Origin of the sequence: Phenylobacterium sp. (assembly GCF_035276905.1) — a bacterium.
In the GTDB taxonomy this organism is placed as follows: domain Bacteria; phylum Pseudomonadota; class Alphaproteobacteria; order Caulobacterales; family Caulobacteraceae; genus Phenylobacterium.
Genome location: NZ_DATELG010000213.1, coordinates 1 through 12045, shown reverse-complemented (window position 1 = coordinate 12045; position 12045 = coordinate 1). Strand labels below are relative to the sequence as shown.

At 65.4% G+C, this 12045-nt stretch carries 12 protein-coding genes and 1 pseudogene; 7 read left to right on the top strand and 6 right to left on the bottom strand.

The features are described from left to right. Nucleotides 1-539 (bottom strand): annotated as a pseudogene (locus VJS38_RS10010) (ferredoxin reductase); the annotation flags it as partial. A 304-nt stretch (nucleotides 540-843) separates the two neighbouring features. Between VJS38_RS10010 and VJS38_RS10005 the strand changes: the two are divergent. Further along, on the top strand, nucleotides 844-2436 hold the full coding sequence (locus tag VJS38_RS10005) for an aldehyde dehydrogenase family protein (RefSeq protein ID WP_324088005.1): 1593 nt from the start codon (nucleotides 844-846) through the stop codon (nucleotides 2434-2436). 20 nt (nucleotides 2437-2456) lie between these two features. Here VJS38_RS10005 and VJS38_RS10000 read toward each other — a convergent pair whose 3' ends face one another. After that, complete coding sequence (locus VJS38_RS10000; RefSeq protein WP_324088004.1) at nucleotides 2457-3377, bottom strand: alpha/beta hydrolase; 921 nt, start codon at nucleotides 3375-3377, stop codon at nucleotides 2457-2459. Between the two features lie 317 nt (nucleotides 3378-3694). Between VJS38_RS10000 and VJS38_RS09995 the strand changes: the two genes are divergently transcribed. The 4 genes from VJS38_RS09995 to VJS38_RS09980 all read left to right on the top strand — a co-directional run bounded on the left by VJS38_RS09995 (nucleotide 3695) and on the right by VJS38_RS09980 (nucleotide 6605). Further along, the gene (locus VJS38_RS09995) at nucleotides 3695-4285 is read left to right on the top strand and encodes a TetR/AcrR family transcriptional regulator (RefSeq protein ID WP_324088003.1); all 591 of its coding nucleotides are present in this window, start codon (nucleotides 3695-3697) and stop codon (nucleotides 4283-4285) included. A gap of 288 nt (nucleotides 4286-4573) precedes the next feature. Beyond that, nucleotides 4574-5611: a hypothetical protein gene (locus VJS38_RS09990; RefSeq protein WP_324088002.1), complete on the top strand. Its 1038-nt coding sequence runs from the start codon at nucleotides 4574-4576 to the stop codon at nucleotides 5609-5611. A 342-nt stretch (nucleotides 5612-5953) separates the two neighbouring features. Further along, nucleotides 5954-6202 carry a DUF6582 domain-containing protein gene (locus VJS38_RS09985; protein ID WP_324088001.1) on the top strand — a complete coding sequence of 83 codons (249 nt, stop codon included), beginning with the start codon at nucleotides 5954-5956 and terminating at the stop codon, nucleotides 6200-6202. An 82-nt stretch (nucleotides 6203-6284) separates the two neighbouring features. Continuing rightward, entirely contained in the window at nucleotides 6285-6605 is a 321-nt protein-coding gene (locus tag VJS38_RS09980) for an FxLYD domain-containing protein (RefSeq protein ID WP_324088000.1), read from the top strand. Between the two features lie 30 nt (nucleotides 6606-6635). Here VJS38_RS09980 and VJS38_RS09975 read toward each other — a convergent pair whose 3' ends face one another. From VJS38_RS09975 to VJS38_RS09960, 4 genes are all read right to left on the bottom strand, one after another. Next, nucleotides 6636-8174: a benzoate-CoA ligase family protein gene (locus VJS38_RS09975; protein ID WP_324087999.1), complete on the bottom strand. Its 1539-nt coding sequence runs from the start codon at nucleotides 8172-8174 to the stop codon at nucleotides 6636-6638. Between the two features lie 117 nt (nucleotides 8175-8291). Next, complete coding sequence (locus VJS38_RS09970) at nucleotides 8292-8822, bottom strand: dihydrofolate reductase family protein (protein ID WP_324087998.1); 531 nt, start codon at nucleotides 8820-8822, stop codon at nucleotides 8292-8294. A 16-nt stretch (nucleotides 8823-8838) separates the two neighbouring features. Beyond that, nucleotides 8839-9534, bottom strand: a complete 696-nt coding sequence (locus VJS38_RS09965) for a glutathione S-transferase family protein (protein ID WP_324087997.1) — start codon at nucleotides 9532-9534, stop codon at nucleotides 8839-8841. 70 nt (nucleotides 9535-9604) lie between these two features. Next, nucleotides 9605-10339, bottom strand: a complete 735-nt coding sequence (locus VJS38_RS09960; protein WP_324087996.1) for a hypothetical protein — start codon at nucleotides 10337-10339, stop codon at nucleotides 9605-9607. A 113-nt stretch (nucleotides 10340-10452) separates the two neighbouring features. Here VJS38_RS09960 and cyoA point away from each other — a divergent pair, with 113 nt between their 5' ends. After that, on the top strand, nucleotides 10453-11487 hold the full coding sequence (cyoA, locus tag VJS38_RS09955; RefSeq protein ID WP_324087995.1) for a ubiquinol oxidase subunit II: 1035 nt from the start codon (nucleotides 10453-10455) through the stop codon (nucleotides 11485-11487). A gap of 38 nt (nucleotides 11488-11525) precedes the next feature. After that, a partial coding sequence (locus VJS38_RS09950; protein WP_324087994.1) for a cbb3-type cytochrome c oxidase subunit I occupies nucleotides 11526-12045 on the top strand: 520 nt, incomplete at its 3' end.

The following is a 12045-nucleotide window of genomic DNA, read 5'->3' as shown; positions in this document are numbered from 1 at the left end:
GCCAGCTGGAGCTGTTGATCGCTCGGCCCGTCATCGAAATGGAAGTGGACGCGTTCGGCCAAGGGCGATCGGGAGATGCGGTCGAAGAACGCGCAGCGCGCTCGCGACCGGGTGGCGTAGTGCATCGTAAAATCGGCGCCGATCGCCGACAGCCGTTCGGCCATGCACAAGATCGGCGTCACGCCTATGCCGCCCGCAAGCAGAATTGTTCGTTCGGCGCGCGCCTCCAGCTCGAAATGGTTGCGCGGCGCCGATATCCGCAGCTCCCCGCCCTCCGGCGCCTGGTGGAGCGCGATCGACCCGCCACGCGAGGCGGGATCCAGCAGCACGCCGATCTCGTAGCGCTCCCGGTCCATCGGGTTGTTGCACAGCGAATACTGGCGGACCAGGCCGGGCGCCACCTCAACGTCGATATGGGCGCCCGCGCTGAACGCGGGCAGCTGATCGCCGGCGATCGGCGCCAATTCCAGGGAGATGATTCCCTCGGCCTCCGTCCGGCGGCGCGCTACTCGCACCTTTATCGGCAATTCTTCGTTCATCGTACTCAGTTCCCGACTGAACCAGCAGACATGTGTTGAACATATAAGACACAGGAGCGGTGTTGAAGCCGGCGGCGCCGGCGAACGCCTCGTCCAACGAATATCCGAAGAGCGCCTGCAAGGCCGACGCCGTGGGCTCCGCGCGCCCAATCAAACAAGCTGCAAAGCGACTTAAAGATTTAAGGAACAAGGATTCGCCGGCGCGCGGCGATCCCCAAAACCCCATTCGCCTCTGCATTTCCCGCTAATAAGAAAGGCGGACGCTTCGTGCGGACCGGTCGCCCGGGGGCGTAAAGAGAATAAGATGCCGGCCGGCGCGAGTAAGGGCTCGCCGAAGAATAGATTGATTGCCGGCGCCAAAGTTCAAGAATCAGGGGCGATCAAGACAGGCGCGATAAGAGTGGAGATGCCGATGAACCGGTTCAGTGCAAATCCGACGCCGGCGTCGATCGAGCTCCCCCCCACCCAACTCATGATCAACGGCCAGTGGGTGGATGCGGCGAACGGGAAGACGTTCGACACCTACGACCCCTTTACCGGCGGCGTGATCGCGCAGGTGGCGGAGGCCTCGGCGGAGGACGTCGACCGCGCCTGCCGCGCCGCGCGCCGAGCGTTCGAAGCTCCGACCTGGAGGAAGCTGGCGGCGGCCGACCGCGGCCAGATGCTCTATCGGCTCGCCGAGCTGGTGGAGAAGAACAAGGATTCGCTGGCTGCGCTCGAAAGCCTGAACTCCGGCAAGATCATTTCCGACGCCTATGGCGACATCGACCTCGTCATCAATTGCTTCCGCTATTACGCAGGCTGGGCCGACAAGATCGAGGGCGCGACGATTCCAATGCGCGGCGACTATCTGGCCTATACGCTGCGCCAGCCCGTGGGCGTGGTGGGGCAGATCATTCCGTGGAACTTTCCGCTGCTGATGCTTGCGTGGAAGTGGGGCCCGGCGCTGGCCGCCGGCAATACGATCGTGATGAAGCCCGCCGAGCAGACGCCGCTGACTGCATTGCGCATGGTCGAACTGGCGCACGAGGCGGGCTTCCCGAGCGGGGTCATCAATCTGCTCAACGGCTTCGGCGAAACAACGGGCGACGCGATCGTCGGCCATCCAGAAATCGACAAGATTGCGTTCACCGGCCATGTCGAGACCGCCAAGATTATCCAGAAGCGCGCTGCCGATACGCTGAAACGCGTCACGTTCGAGCTTGGCGGCAAGAGCCCGCTCGTCGTCTTCGGCGACGCCGATGTTGAGGCCGCGGTGGAAGGCGCGTTCGCCGCCAACTACTGGCATGCAGGGCAATGCTGCTCGGCGGGCACGCGCGTCTTTGTGCAGGACTCGCTTCGCGAGGAGTTCGTCGAGAAGCTGGCGCGCAAAGCATCGAGCCGACGCTTGGGCAACCCGCTCGACCCCGCGACCGAGCAGGGGCCTCAAATTTCGCAGGAACAGCTGGACAAGGTCCTCGGCTATATCGAGCAAGGCAAAGGCAGCGGCGCGCGACTGGTTACCGGCGGGCGCCGCGTCGGCGGCCAAGGCTATTTCATCGAGCCCGCGATCTTCGATGGCGTAAAGGATGACATGACCATAGCGCGGGAGGAAATTTTCGGGCCCGTGGCCAGTGTGCTTTCGTTCGACGATGAAAGCACGGTCATGGCCCGCGCCAACGACACGCGCTTCGGCCTGGCGGCGGCTGTGTACACCCGGGACCTCTCGCGCGCCCACCGCTTCGCCGAGCGGATTAACGCCGGCTTCGTGTGGCTGAACTGTTACTTCGTGCTCGACGCAAACCTGCCATTCGGCGGCTTCAAGCAGTCCGGCTTCGGCCGCGACAACGGCCAGGCCGCCCTGGAGCATTACACCGAACTGAAGACCGTGGTGGTCAGCAAGGACTTGGGCGCGTAGCGGGCCGCCGCTTGGAGCGGTTATCGAGGGCGCGCCGAGGAGTTTGTCGTGCTTGGCGTGGCGGACATCCACGCCACGAGCTTGGCGAACCAGGGGCGAGACTGATCGCCACAAGCGATGCCGGCCTCGAAATGATCGCAGTCCTCCATGACTTCGACATGCACAGGGACGGACGCCGCCTCCAGCGCCGCCGTCATCTCCTTCGCCTGCCGTATAAGGTGGGGAAAGTCGCGGTCGCCATAGCTGAGGAAAAAGGCCGGCGTGCAGTGGGCGGACAGCCTTAGCAGCGGGGAAGCCCGGCCGTCGGTCGCGGGATCCGTTCCCAGGAAGCGCGGGCGCATCGCCAGGCCGCTTCCCTCTCCGAACCAGTAGGTGCCGGAGATCGGGACGCAGCCGTCCAGCAGATCCACCGGCAGATCGCGGGCGGCCCGCCAGTCGTCGGTTACCGCCAGCAACGCCGCATAATGTCCGCCCGCGGAGTGGCCTCCCACGAAAAGGCGGCCGGCGGGGCCCAGCGAGGGCATCAGCATCCGGTGCGCCCAGGCCACCGCGTCGGCGCAATCCTCGAAACCGGCGGGGAATATGTGCCGCGGCGCCAGTCGGTAAGTGGCGCTGACCAGTGTCACGCCGCGCGCGTTGAACGCCGGCGCCAGCAAGTACATCCACTCCTTGTACCCGTTCGTCCAACCACCGCCATGGAATACGACGAACACGACGCCGTTGGGATCGGCAGGGCTGAACACGGTCAGGCACTGTTGGGGGTCGGATCCGTATTGCACCTCCCGCCCCTGCACCGCCGCCCCCAGCGCCAGCACCTTCTGCGAATATGCCTCGCCGAGCGGGGACAATGGTTCTTGCGCAGGATAAGCGGCGAGCCGGTCGCCTGGCGCGACCGCGCCATCGTGACTACCTGCGCCGGACGACCCGTTGAGATCAGTCATGCTCGATCCCCAGTGCTTGCGGACGCGGCGGCGCCGCGCGCCCTAGCGCCAGCCGCTCAAATCCTGCTACGTCGGTCACCTGTTCCCTCCCCGGAACCGCAGCACACGCGCTTCGCCGATGAGGGCTAGCGGGGCCTTATCTTAGGGGCGTGTCGGCAAACGGTAGGGCCCGGCCGCGCCGGGTGTCAATAAGCGAATGCCATTCGGCAACGTGGCGCAAACGTCGATTGCCGGTTGATGTTCAAAGGCCGACCGGGGAACGTCAGGCAATGACGCTCCCCGATCTGCTTGTACAAAGCCAAGGAAGAATTAGGCGGATGGTTCAGCGGAAGAAAGATAACGTTCGGGAAGCTATTTTGGCGGCGGCTTTCGAACTTTTCACCCAGAAGGGTTACAGTGAAACCACCGTTCCCGCGATCGCCCGCATGGCCGGCTTTTCCACGGCAAATGTCTATGTATATTTTGAATCCAAGATTCAGATACTTTTCAGCCTGTATACGCCCTGGCTTGAGAAGCGTCTCGACAAGCTCGACGGGTCGCTGCGCAGAATCTCGGACCCGCGGCTGCGCCTGAACAAGTTGCTGATGGTGCTGTGGCGGGACCTGCCGAAGGAGAATAACGGGTTTGCCCATAACATTGTGGAGGCGGTGTCCTCCAGCAGCGGGCAAAACGATTACGATCCACGGCTGCGCGACTACTTCGTCGGCCGCGTAGCGGAATGGCTTCAGGGCTGCACGGCGATGAGTGACCAAGGTTGCCGCCATGCGGCCACGGTGATGGTGATGGCGTTTGACGGATTCGCCGCGAACGTCGGTCGCAAGCACGGGGTGGCGTGCAGCGGCGAAATGGTCGAATTGTTCAGCGACCTGCTGCTGCGTCGGCCGGCCGGAAGCGGCTTTTCGACATGACCGTGGCGGCTCCCCCCAGTTCTTGCTGATCGTTTCAAGGCTTGCGGCTGCCTCGAGCCCTTTTTAGCGCGGCCAAGACTGGCGCCGGATGCATGACCTCTGCGCCCCGAGACCAGTTGGACAGCGCGCCTGGACGCGCTTGACAAATCCCCGCGCGCCCGCCCAATAACGACAGTCGATCGGTTTTGAGGCCAAACCTGGACGGCCGAGACCTCATTCGCCAGGCCTCTAAAATGAGCGGGACAACTCATGCCTTCGGCCATACGCACCCAGGAACTAAATCCGGCCATGATGGCCGGGCTGTTCCGCAAGCAGTTTGAGCTCTGTAAACTGGTACGCGGTCAGACCATCGCCATCGTAAGCGACCTCGGGACCCGTCGTGACTATATCCAGGCCGCCTTCGCCGCGGCCGACGAGATGGGGATCGACATCTACGAGATGTGCGTCAACATGATCCCCGGCTGGACCAAGGTCGGCGTCCCGACGATTGGCCAGTGCAAGGGCACTCTGGAGGCGCTCTGCGCCGCCGACATGGTGCTGATCTTCCATGTGCCGCTGTTTTCCAAATGGCTGAAAGAAGTCATGAGCCGCGGCGTGCGCGTGCAGATGATCATCGATGCGCCGGATGACCTCTATCAGCTCCAGTCGCCGCCAGGCCTCAAGGAAGCGATGCTCTATGCGCATGATCTTTACGACAAGACACGCAACGTGCACGTCACCAGCAAGGCTGGAACCGACCTTATCTACTCGCGCGGTGAATATCCCGTGATGAGCCAGTATGGCATGGCGGACGAGCCTGGCCGCTTCGATCACTGGGGCGTTGGCCTGCTGCACACCTTCCCGAACGAAGGCAGCGCCAACGGCGTCGTCGTCGTCTGTCCCGGCGACATCGTGATCCTGCCCTATTGCCGATTCGTGCAGGATGAAATCCGGCTCGAGGTCCGCGACGGCTTCGTCACCAAGATCGAAGGCGGGCTAGACGCCCTGCTGATGCGCGACTGGCTTGCCGAGGGCGTCACCGGCCCGGACGACCGCGACCCTTATGCCCTGTCGCATCTCGGCTGGGGCCTGAATCCCCAGGCGCGGTGGGACGCGCCGGCGATGTACGGCGACGCGCCCGAGCGCAGCCGCGCCGCCGCCCGCAGCTTCCCCGGCAACTTCCTGTTCTCCACCGGACCGAACAGCCAGGGCGGCGGCAAGCGCACCACCAGGGGGCATTACGACCTGCCGATGCGCGGCTGCACCATTTCGCTCGACGGCAACGTCGTGGTCGAAGACGGCAGGATCGTCGATCCCAGGATGATCGTTCCGAAGGTCGCTCGCTGAACCTGGTGTTCCTCGGCCAGCCGGCGGGCGTCGTATCGGCATTGCCTCGCCTTCCGCGCACGGAGCGCCTGAAGAACGGATCTCCAGATGTTCCGGAGGTGGGCTCGCTGATGCGGGCGAGTGCTCCCAGTGCGCCGATCCGCGATCGGTATTTGGCGGCGTCCGCGAACCGTGGCGCTATGGCATCCGGTCACATGAGGCCGCAACGCCACAGGGCAAGCACACTCATCCATCAGGCGAATTCGCCGCGCGGCCGGGAACGCGCCGCGCCCGGGCGGACATTGGAGCATCCGCCGTCGCCGAACGTTTGCGTCTCGCAAACCGGCAGAGAGGAGATCCAGCGTGAGCAGGCTTGACCAGTCCGATCGCGACGACCTCACCGCGCGTCAGTACGCCTTCCCCAAGCAGCGGAAGGAGCCGCTGGAAGACGCCGGCCACGTGCGCAATGCGGTGGCGAGATTCAACCAGGTGGAAGACGTCACCGACGCTGAGCGGGACGAGGCTTGGATGCGCATCAAGGCGGCGGCGAAGAAGTTCGAGGTGAAGCTCGAGGAGCGGAGCTGGCGCGAGCTGCGGAAGCCGAAAAGCTGAGCGACGGCGGCGCCAGGCGCGGGCCGGTGCGCGCCCAAATACAGTTTGGCGTTAGGCCGGGTGTTCCCATAAATCTGGTTCCATGATCGAGCTGATGTTCGCCGCTGCGCTCGCCAACAGCATCGCGGCCCCCTATGGGATCCATGCCCGGGCCGAATGGGGAACGCCCCGGCCGAATATCCACCTCGTCCTTGAGAACCAGAGCAAGGTGAAGGCTTGGCTGGTGGACGTCACCTGCAACGCCTACGACGTCCGCGGCGCCCTCGTCGCCGTTTCGACCGGGAACGTGGCGCAGCTCAAACCAGGCGAGCGCGCCGAGACCTGGGCCACCGCTGATGCGGAGGCGCCAGCCGTTCGCTTCGCTTGCAAGGTCGGCGTGAGCGAATGGCAGCGACCGAATTGACGGTGAGGAGCATAGCGCGCGATACGGGCTTCAATTACTCTTGGTCTGCCTGAGTTTGTAGCGCTCGACCTTGCCCGTGGCAGTCTTCGGAAGCGCATCAAGAAATTCGATCCAGCGGGGATATTTGTAGGGCGCCAGCAGCTTCTTGACGTGCGCCTTGAGCAGATCCTGCAGCTCCCTCGAGGGCGCCGCCGCCTCGCGGAGCACAAGGAACGCCTTAGGCTTGATCAAGCCCTGCTCGTCGAGCCAGCCGACCACCGCCGCCTCGCGCACCGCCTCATGTGAAAGCAGGGCGTTCTCAACTTCGAACGGAGAAACATAGATGCCGCTCACCTTGAGCATATCGTCGGATCGTCCGCAATAAACGTAACGACCGTCCGGATTCTTGAGGAATCTGTCGCTGGTGCGCGTCCATTCTCCGGCGAATGTCACACGGGTTTTCTCTCGATTGCACCAGTAGCCAAGAGCACTGGTCGGGCCTTTGACATGGAGCTCGCCCACATCGCCATCGGCGACCGGTCGGCCAGCATCGTCGACAAGGCGCAATTCGTAGCCCTCCACAGGATAGCCCGTGGTCCCGTAGCAGACATTCCCAGGCCGGTTCGTCAGGTAGATATGGAACATTTCGGTCGAGCCGAGGCCGTCTAGGATCTCCGTGCCATAGCGTCGCCGCCAGCGCTCACCGAGCGGTTTCGGCAGGGCTTCGCCCGCCGAGGTGCAGATGCGAAGTCCCAACTGATCGCTACGCGGCGCGGGCTCGGCGTCCAACAACGACCCGTAAAGCGTCGGGACGCCGTAGAATACGGAGGCTTGATATAGTTGAAGACGCTTCCATACCTCGTCGGCGGTCGGCCTGCCGGCCATCAGAATGGCCGTGGCGCCGACTGAAAACGGGAAGACAAGCCCGTTGCCGAAGCCATAGCCGAAGAACAGCTTGGCGGCCGAAAAAGTGACGTCCTGCGCCGTCAAGCCGAGGATCTGCCGCGGATAATGCTGCATGAGCTGACGGACGTTTTCATGCGAGTGGATGACGCCCTTGGGCCGGCCGGTCGTGCCCGACGAATATTGCCACAGACACGGTTCATCTGGGCGGGTGTCAGCCGCGGCGGCGATCGGCGTCGCGGCTTCGAGCGCCGCTGCAAACGAGCCTGCGCCGTCGGGCGCAGCGCCGTCCGCCACCAGCACGTGATCGAGAGGCAGCTTCCCGGCCACGATGGGTGCGAACGCAGGCCAGGCTGAGGCCGAGGTCACTAGCAACCGCGCGCGACTATCCCACAGCATATAGTCCAGATCGGCGCTGGTGAGCAGCGGATTGACCATGACGGGCACAAGCCCCGCCTTGATCGCGCCAAGGCAGGCCACCGGAAAATTTATCGAGTCCTGCAAGCAGAGCAGGATCCGGCTCTCGACCGGCAACCCCAGGCTGACCAGGTGGCCCGCGAAGCGATCGACCCGGTTCGCCAGCTCGGCATAGGTGTAGCGCGCATCGTCGTCGATCACCGCCACCTTGGCGCCGCGCTCCGACAGGTTCCGGTCAATCAGATCCGCAGCCGCATTATACAACTGCACGGGACGAACTCCGCTGCGCCAAGCTGAGGCGCGTGCGCGCCCCTTTCTATTTTAGGCCTATAACATCATGATAAAGTCAACCTCGCCGCCTGGCCGGCGCTGGGCCCGTTGGGCTGATCAGGCCGGAACGTAGGTCAACCGGATCGCGTCCTCGCCGACCCGGTCGCTGGCCACAAGGCGCAGCGGCGGCCGGGGGCCGGCGAAGAACGGCTTGCCTCGCCCCAGCACGACGGGCCGGAGGTAGAGCCGATATTCGTCGATAAGGCCAAGGTCGCCCAGGCTTCGCGCCAAGTCCGGTCCGCCGACCGCGATCTCGCCGGCGAGTTCGGCCTTCAGCCTGCGTATCACCGCCTCGACGTCGTCTCCCACCAGCGTGGCGTTGGGGCCGACAGACTTCAACGAGCGCGACACGACCCATTTCGCCTGGCTCCGCCACGCCGCCGCGAACTCGCGTTCCGCCGCGTCCCACTCCGGATGGTCTTCGTCCCAGTAGCGCATGACCTCGTACAGGCCGCGGCCGTACACACTGCCGGTCTGGCCACGCGCTTGCTCGATGAAGTGACGGAAGAGCGGGGGATCGGGCGCAAATTCCTCGTGGTCGACGTAGGCGTCCAGGGACAGGTTCATTCCGAAGACCAGCTTCGCCATGTCCTGGGTCTCCCCCTCAGTGCGGACGCTCCCGCTCGGCCTGCATCTGCTGAGACCTTGGCTCGCCGCTCGATGCGGCGGTGAAGACCGCCAACTGCGCGGCGAAGGCCCGCTGGTAGGCGGGCCGCGCTTCGCCGCGGGCAATGTAGGCGCAGAGGTTCGGATAGTCCTCCAGCAGGCCCGAGCCGCCCAGCCGGCGGATCGCATGCACCATCATCAGGTCCCCGGCGCTGAAGGCGCCGTCAAGCCACTCGGCGTCGCCAAGGCGATGGGAAAGTTCGCCCAGCCGGACGCGGATGCGATCGTCGACGAGGCGAAGGCGCTCCTCCGACCACGGCTTGTCGCGTTCCAGGAACATGGCGGTTTGGCGATCCAGGATCGGCGGCTCCACGGTGTTGAGCGCGGCGAACATCCAGGCGATCGCGCGCGCACGGGCGTTCGCATCGCCCGGCAGCAGGCCGGGGCGCCGCTCGGCGATATGGAGCACGATGGAACCCGACTCGAACAGCACGAGATCGCCGTCTTCGTACGTCGGGAGCTGCCCGAACGGATGCAACGCCAGATGCGCGGGCTCCTTCATCTGCGGGAACGTCACCAGGCGCACGTCGTACGGCTGGCCCACTTCTTCCAACGCCCAGCGCACGCGCATGTCCCGCGCCAGGCCCCGGCCGCGATCGGGCGAGCTCTTGAAGGCGGTGATGGTGGGGCTCATCGGGAAGCTCCGGGTTGCTCATATCTCCACGACGAACGAGCGGCGGCCCCGACGACACGATCCCACGAATTCAGCGCACCAACCCGCCGGAGACCGCGACCAGCCGCAGCTCTGGCCTCCCGCGAGCACGCCGATGGAGTTCCGCGGCCCGCAGGTCGCCAAAGAGGGCGCCCATGTTCAGCGTCAAGGCGATGACGAACGGATAGCGCCAGCCCCAGGTGACGAAGTCCTCGCTCGGAAGCGCCAGGGCGAGGCCTCCGAGAATGCCGCCCGCAGCGGCGAGGCCGATCACGCCGGCGACCACGCGGCTGCGCAACAGTACGCAACGAGCATCGCCCGCGGCGGGACGGGGCGAAGCAAGGGCGCCCAGGGCCAGGCCCTGGGCGAGACGCAACACGACCAGCACCAGAGGCGCCCAGACGACGCTGGCGGCGGCCGGCGCCGCGGCCGTCGCCACGGTCGCAATCGCGAAGACAAGCCGGGCCGCGGCCAGATGGCCGCGGGTGCGGTGGCCGCGACGGGCAAGGACGGCCCTCCACGCTAGTGCGGCCACATAGGCCAGCGCCCAGACTCCGACGGCCGCGGCCACGCCGGCGGCGGGCGCCAGCGCGGAAAAGAACAGCTGCGGGAAGACGCCGAGCGCAAGCGCCCCGAACACCCAGGCGTCGAAGGCCTGGGGCAGGCCCGCCAGCACCAGCGCGGCGCCGGCGCCGTCATTGGCCGCAGCCGCCCGGGGACGCCCGTCTCGCGCCGGAACTTCGTGGCCCTCCCGCCATGTGGCGGGCCAAACGTGCTCCTGGCTCATCGCCCGTCCTTTCCGTTCCGCCCTGTCGCGCCGCATTCGCGGTCTTGCCCAAGGATGACTCACCCGGCGCCGCTTGCAACCGCCAACTGCGCGCGCCTTGGACAAAGCGTCCAATGGCGCGGCGTTCCAGCCTGGCTGTATTGCGCCGCAACATGCTCTCGGGTCTCAACGGCGCCATGGTGAAGAACAGAATTCTGCGAACGGCGCTGGCCGCGCCGATCCTGGCGTCATTGGCCGGCTGCAAGATGGTCGTGATGGCCCCGGCGGGTGATGTCGCAATGCAGCAACGCGACCTGGTCCTGCTGGCGACCGGCCTGATGCTGCTGATCATCGTGCCGGTGCTTGCGATGACACTGTTCTTCGCCTGGAAATACCGGGCCTCGAACACCAATTCAGCCTACGATCCCGAGTGGTCGCACTCGACGAAACTCGAGGTGGCGATCTGGGGCGCGCCGATGGCCATCATCCTGGTGCTCGGCACGGTGACCTGGATCACCTGCCACACGCTTGACCCCTTCCGCCCCTTAAGCCGCATCGCGCCCGGCCGACCGGTCCCGGCGGGCGTCAAGCCGCTGGAGGTCGACGTGGTCGCCCTCGATTGGAAGTGGCTGTTCATCTACCCCGAGCTGGGCGTGGCCAGCGTCAACGAGCTGGCGCTGCCGGTCGACCGTCCGGTGGCCTTCAAGATCACCGCCTCCTCGGTGATGAACTCGTTCTATGCGCCGACGCTCGCCGGGCAGGTCTACGCCATGCCCGGCATGCAAACCCAGCTGCACGCGGTGCTCAACAAGGCCGGCGACGACGAAGGCTTCTCGGCCAACTACAGCGGCGCCGGATTCTCGGGCATGCGCTTCAAGCTGAAGGGCCTTAAGCCCGCCGACTTCGACCGCTGGGCGGCCGGGATGCGCGCTGGCGGCGGTCAGCTGACCCGGGCCGACTACCTGACGCTTGCGCAGCCGAGCCAGAACGAGCCGGTCCGCCGCTATGCGAGCGTCGATCCGACGCTGTTCCTGGACATCGTCAACCAGTGCGCCGCGCCCGGCCAGGTCTGCAAGGACCGCATGCCGCACCACGTCGCCGCGAACGCCCAGTCCGTGGCTTTCGCCGGCAAGGCGCTCTGCACCGACAAGACGCGGCCCGCCACCTGAACGCCTCCTCCCCCATCGCCACCCGCGCAGAGTTCGACATGCCGAGTTTCGACCTGACGAAGTTCATCTTCGGGCGTCTCACCTGGGACGCCATCCCGCTGCACGAGCCGATCCTGCTCGGGACGTTCCTCATGGTGGCGCTGGGCGGCCTGACGGCGCTGGGCCTCGTCACCCGCTACAGGCTGTGGGGCTACCTCTGGCGCGAGTGGTTCACCAGCGTGGACCACAAGAAGATCGGGGTGATGTACATCATCCTGGCGCTGGTGATGCTGCTGCGCGGCTTCGCCGACGCGATGATGATGCGCGCCCAGCAGGCGATGGCCTTCGGCGCCAGCCACGGCTACCTGCCGCCGCACCACTATGACCAGATCTTCACCGCCCACGGCGTGATCATGATCTTCTTCGTGGCCATGCCGCTGGTCACCGGGCTGATGAACTTCGTGGTGCCGATGCAGATCGGCGCGCGCGACGTCTCCTTCCCGTTCCTCAACAACTTCAGCTTCTGGATGACGGTCGGCGGCGCCGTCCTGGTGATGATGTCGCTGTTCGTCGGCGAGT

Bases quoted from the DNA above. Each gene is read 5' to 3' on its own strand.
- VJS38_RS10005 (WP_324088005.1), top strand. From the start codon at position 844: ATGCCGGCCGGCGCGAGTAAGGGCTCGCCGAAGAATAGATTGATTGCC.
- VJS38_RS10000 (WP_324088004.1), bottom strand. From the start codon at position 3,377: ATGACTGATCTCAACGGGTCGTCCGGCGCAGGTAGTCACGATGGCGCG.
- VJS38_RS09995 (WP_324088003.1), top strand. From the start codon at position 3,695: ATGGTTCAGCGGAAGAAAGATAACGTTCGGGAAGCTATTTTGGCGGCG.
- VJS38_RS09990 (WP_324088002.1), top strand. From the start codon at position 4,574: ATGATGGCCGGGCTGTTCCGCAAGCAGTTTGAGCTCTGTAAACTGGTA.
- VJS38_RS09980 (WP_324088000.1), top strand. From the start codon at position 6,285: ATGATCGAGCTGATGTTCGCCGCTGCGCTCGCCAACAGCATCGCGGCC.
- VJS38_RS09970 (WP_324087998.1), bottom strand. From the start codon at position 8,822: ATGGCGAAGCTGGTCTTCGGAATGAACCTGTCCCTGGACGCCTACGTC.
- VJS38_RS09965 (WP_324087997.1), bottom strand. From the start codon at position 9,534: ATGAGCCCCACCATCACCGCCTTCAAGAGCTCGCCCGATCGCGGCCGG.
- VJS38_RS09960 (WP_324087996.1), bottom strand. From the start codon at position 10,339: ATGAGCCAGGAGCACGTTTGGCCCGCCACATGGCGGGAGGGCCACGAA.
- cyoA (WP_324087995.1), top strand. From the start codon at position 10,453: ATGGCGCGGCGTTCCAGCCTGGCTGTATTGCGCCGCAACATGCTCTCG.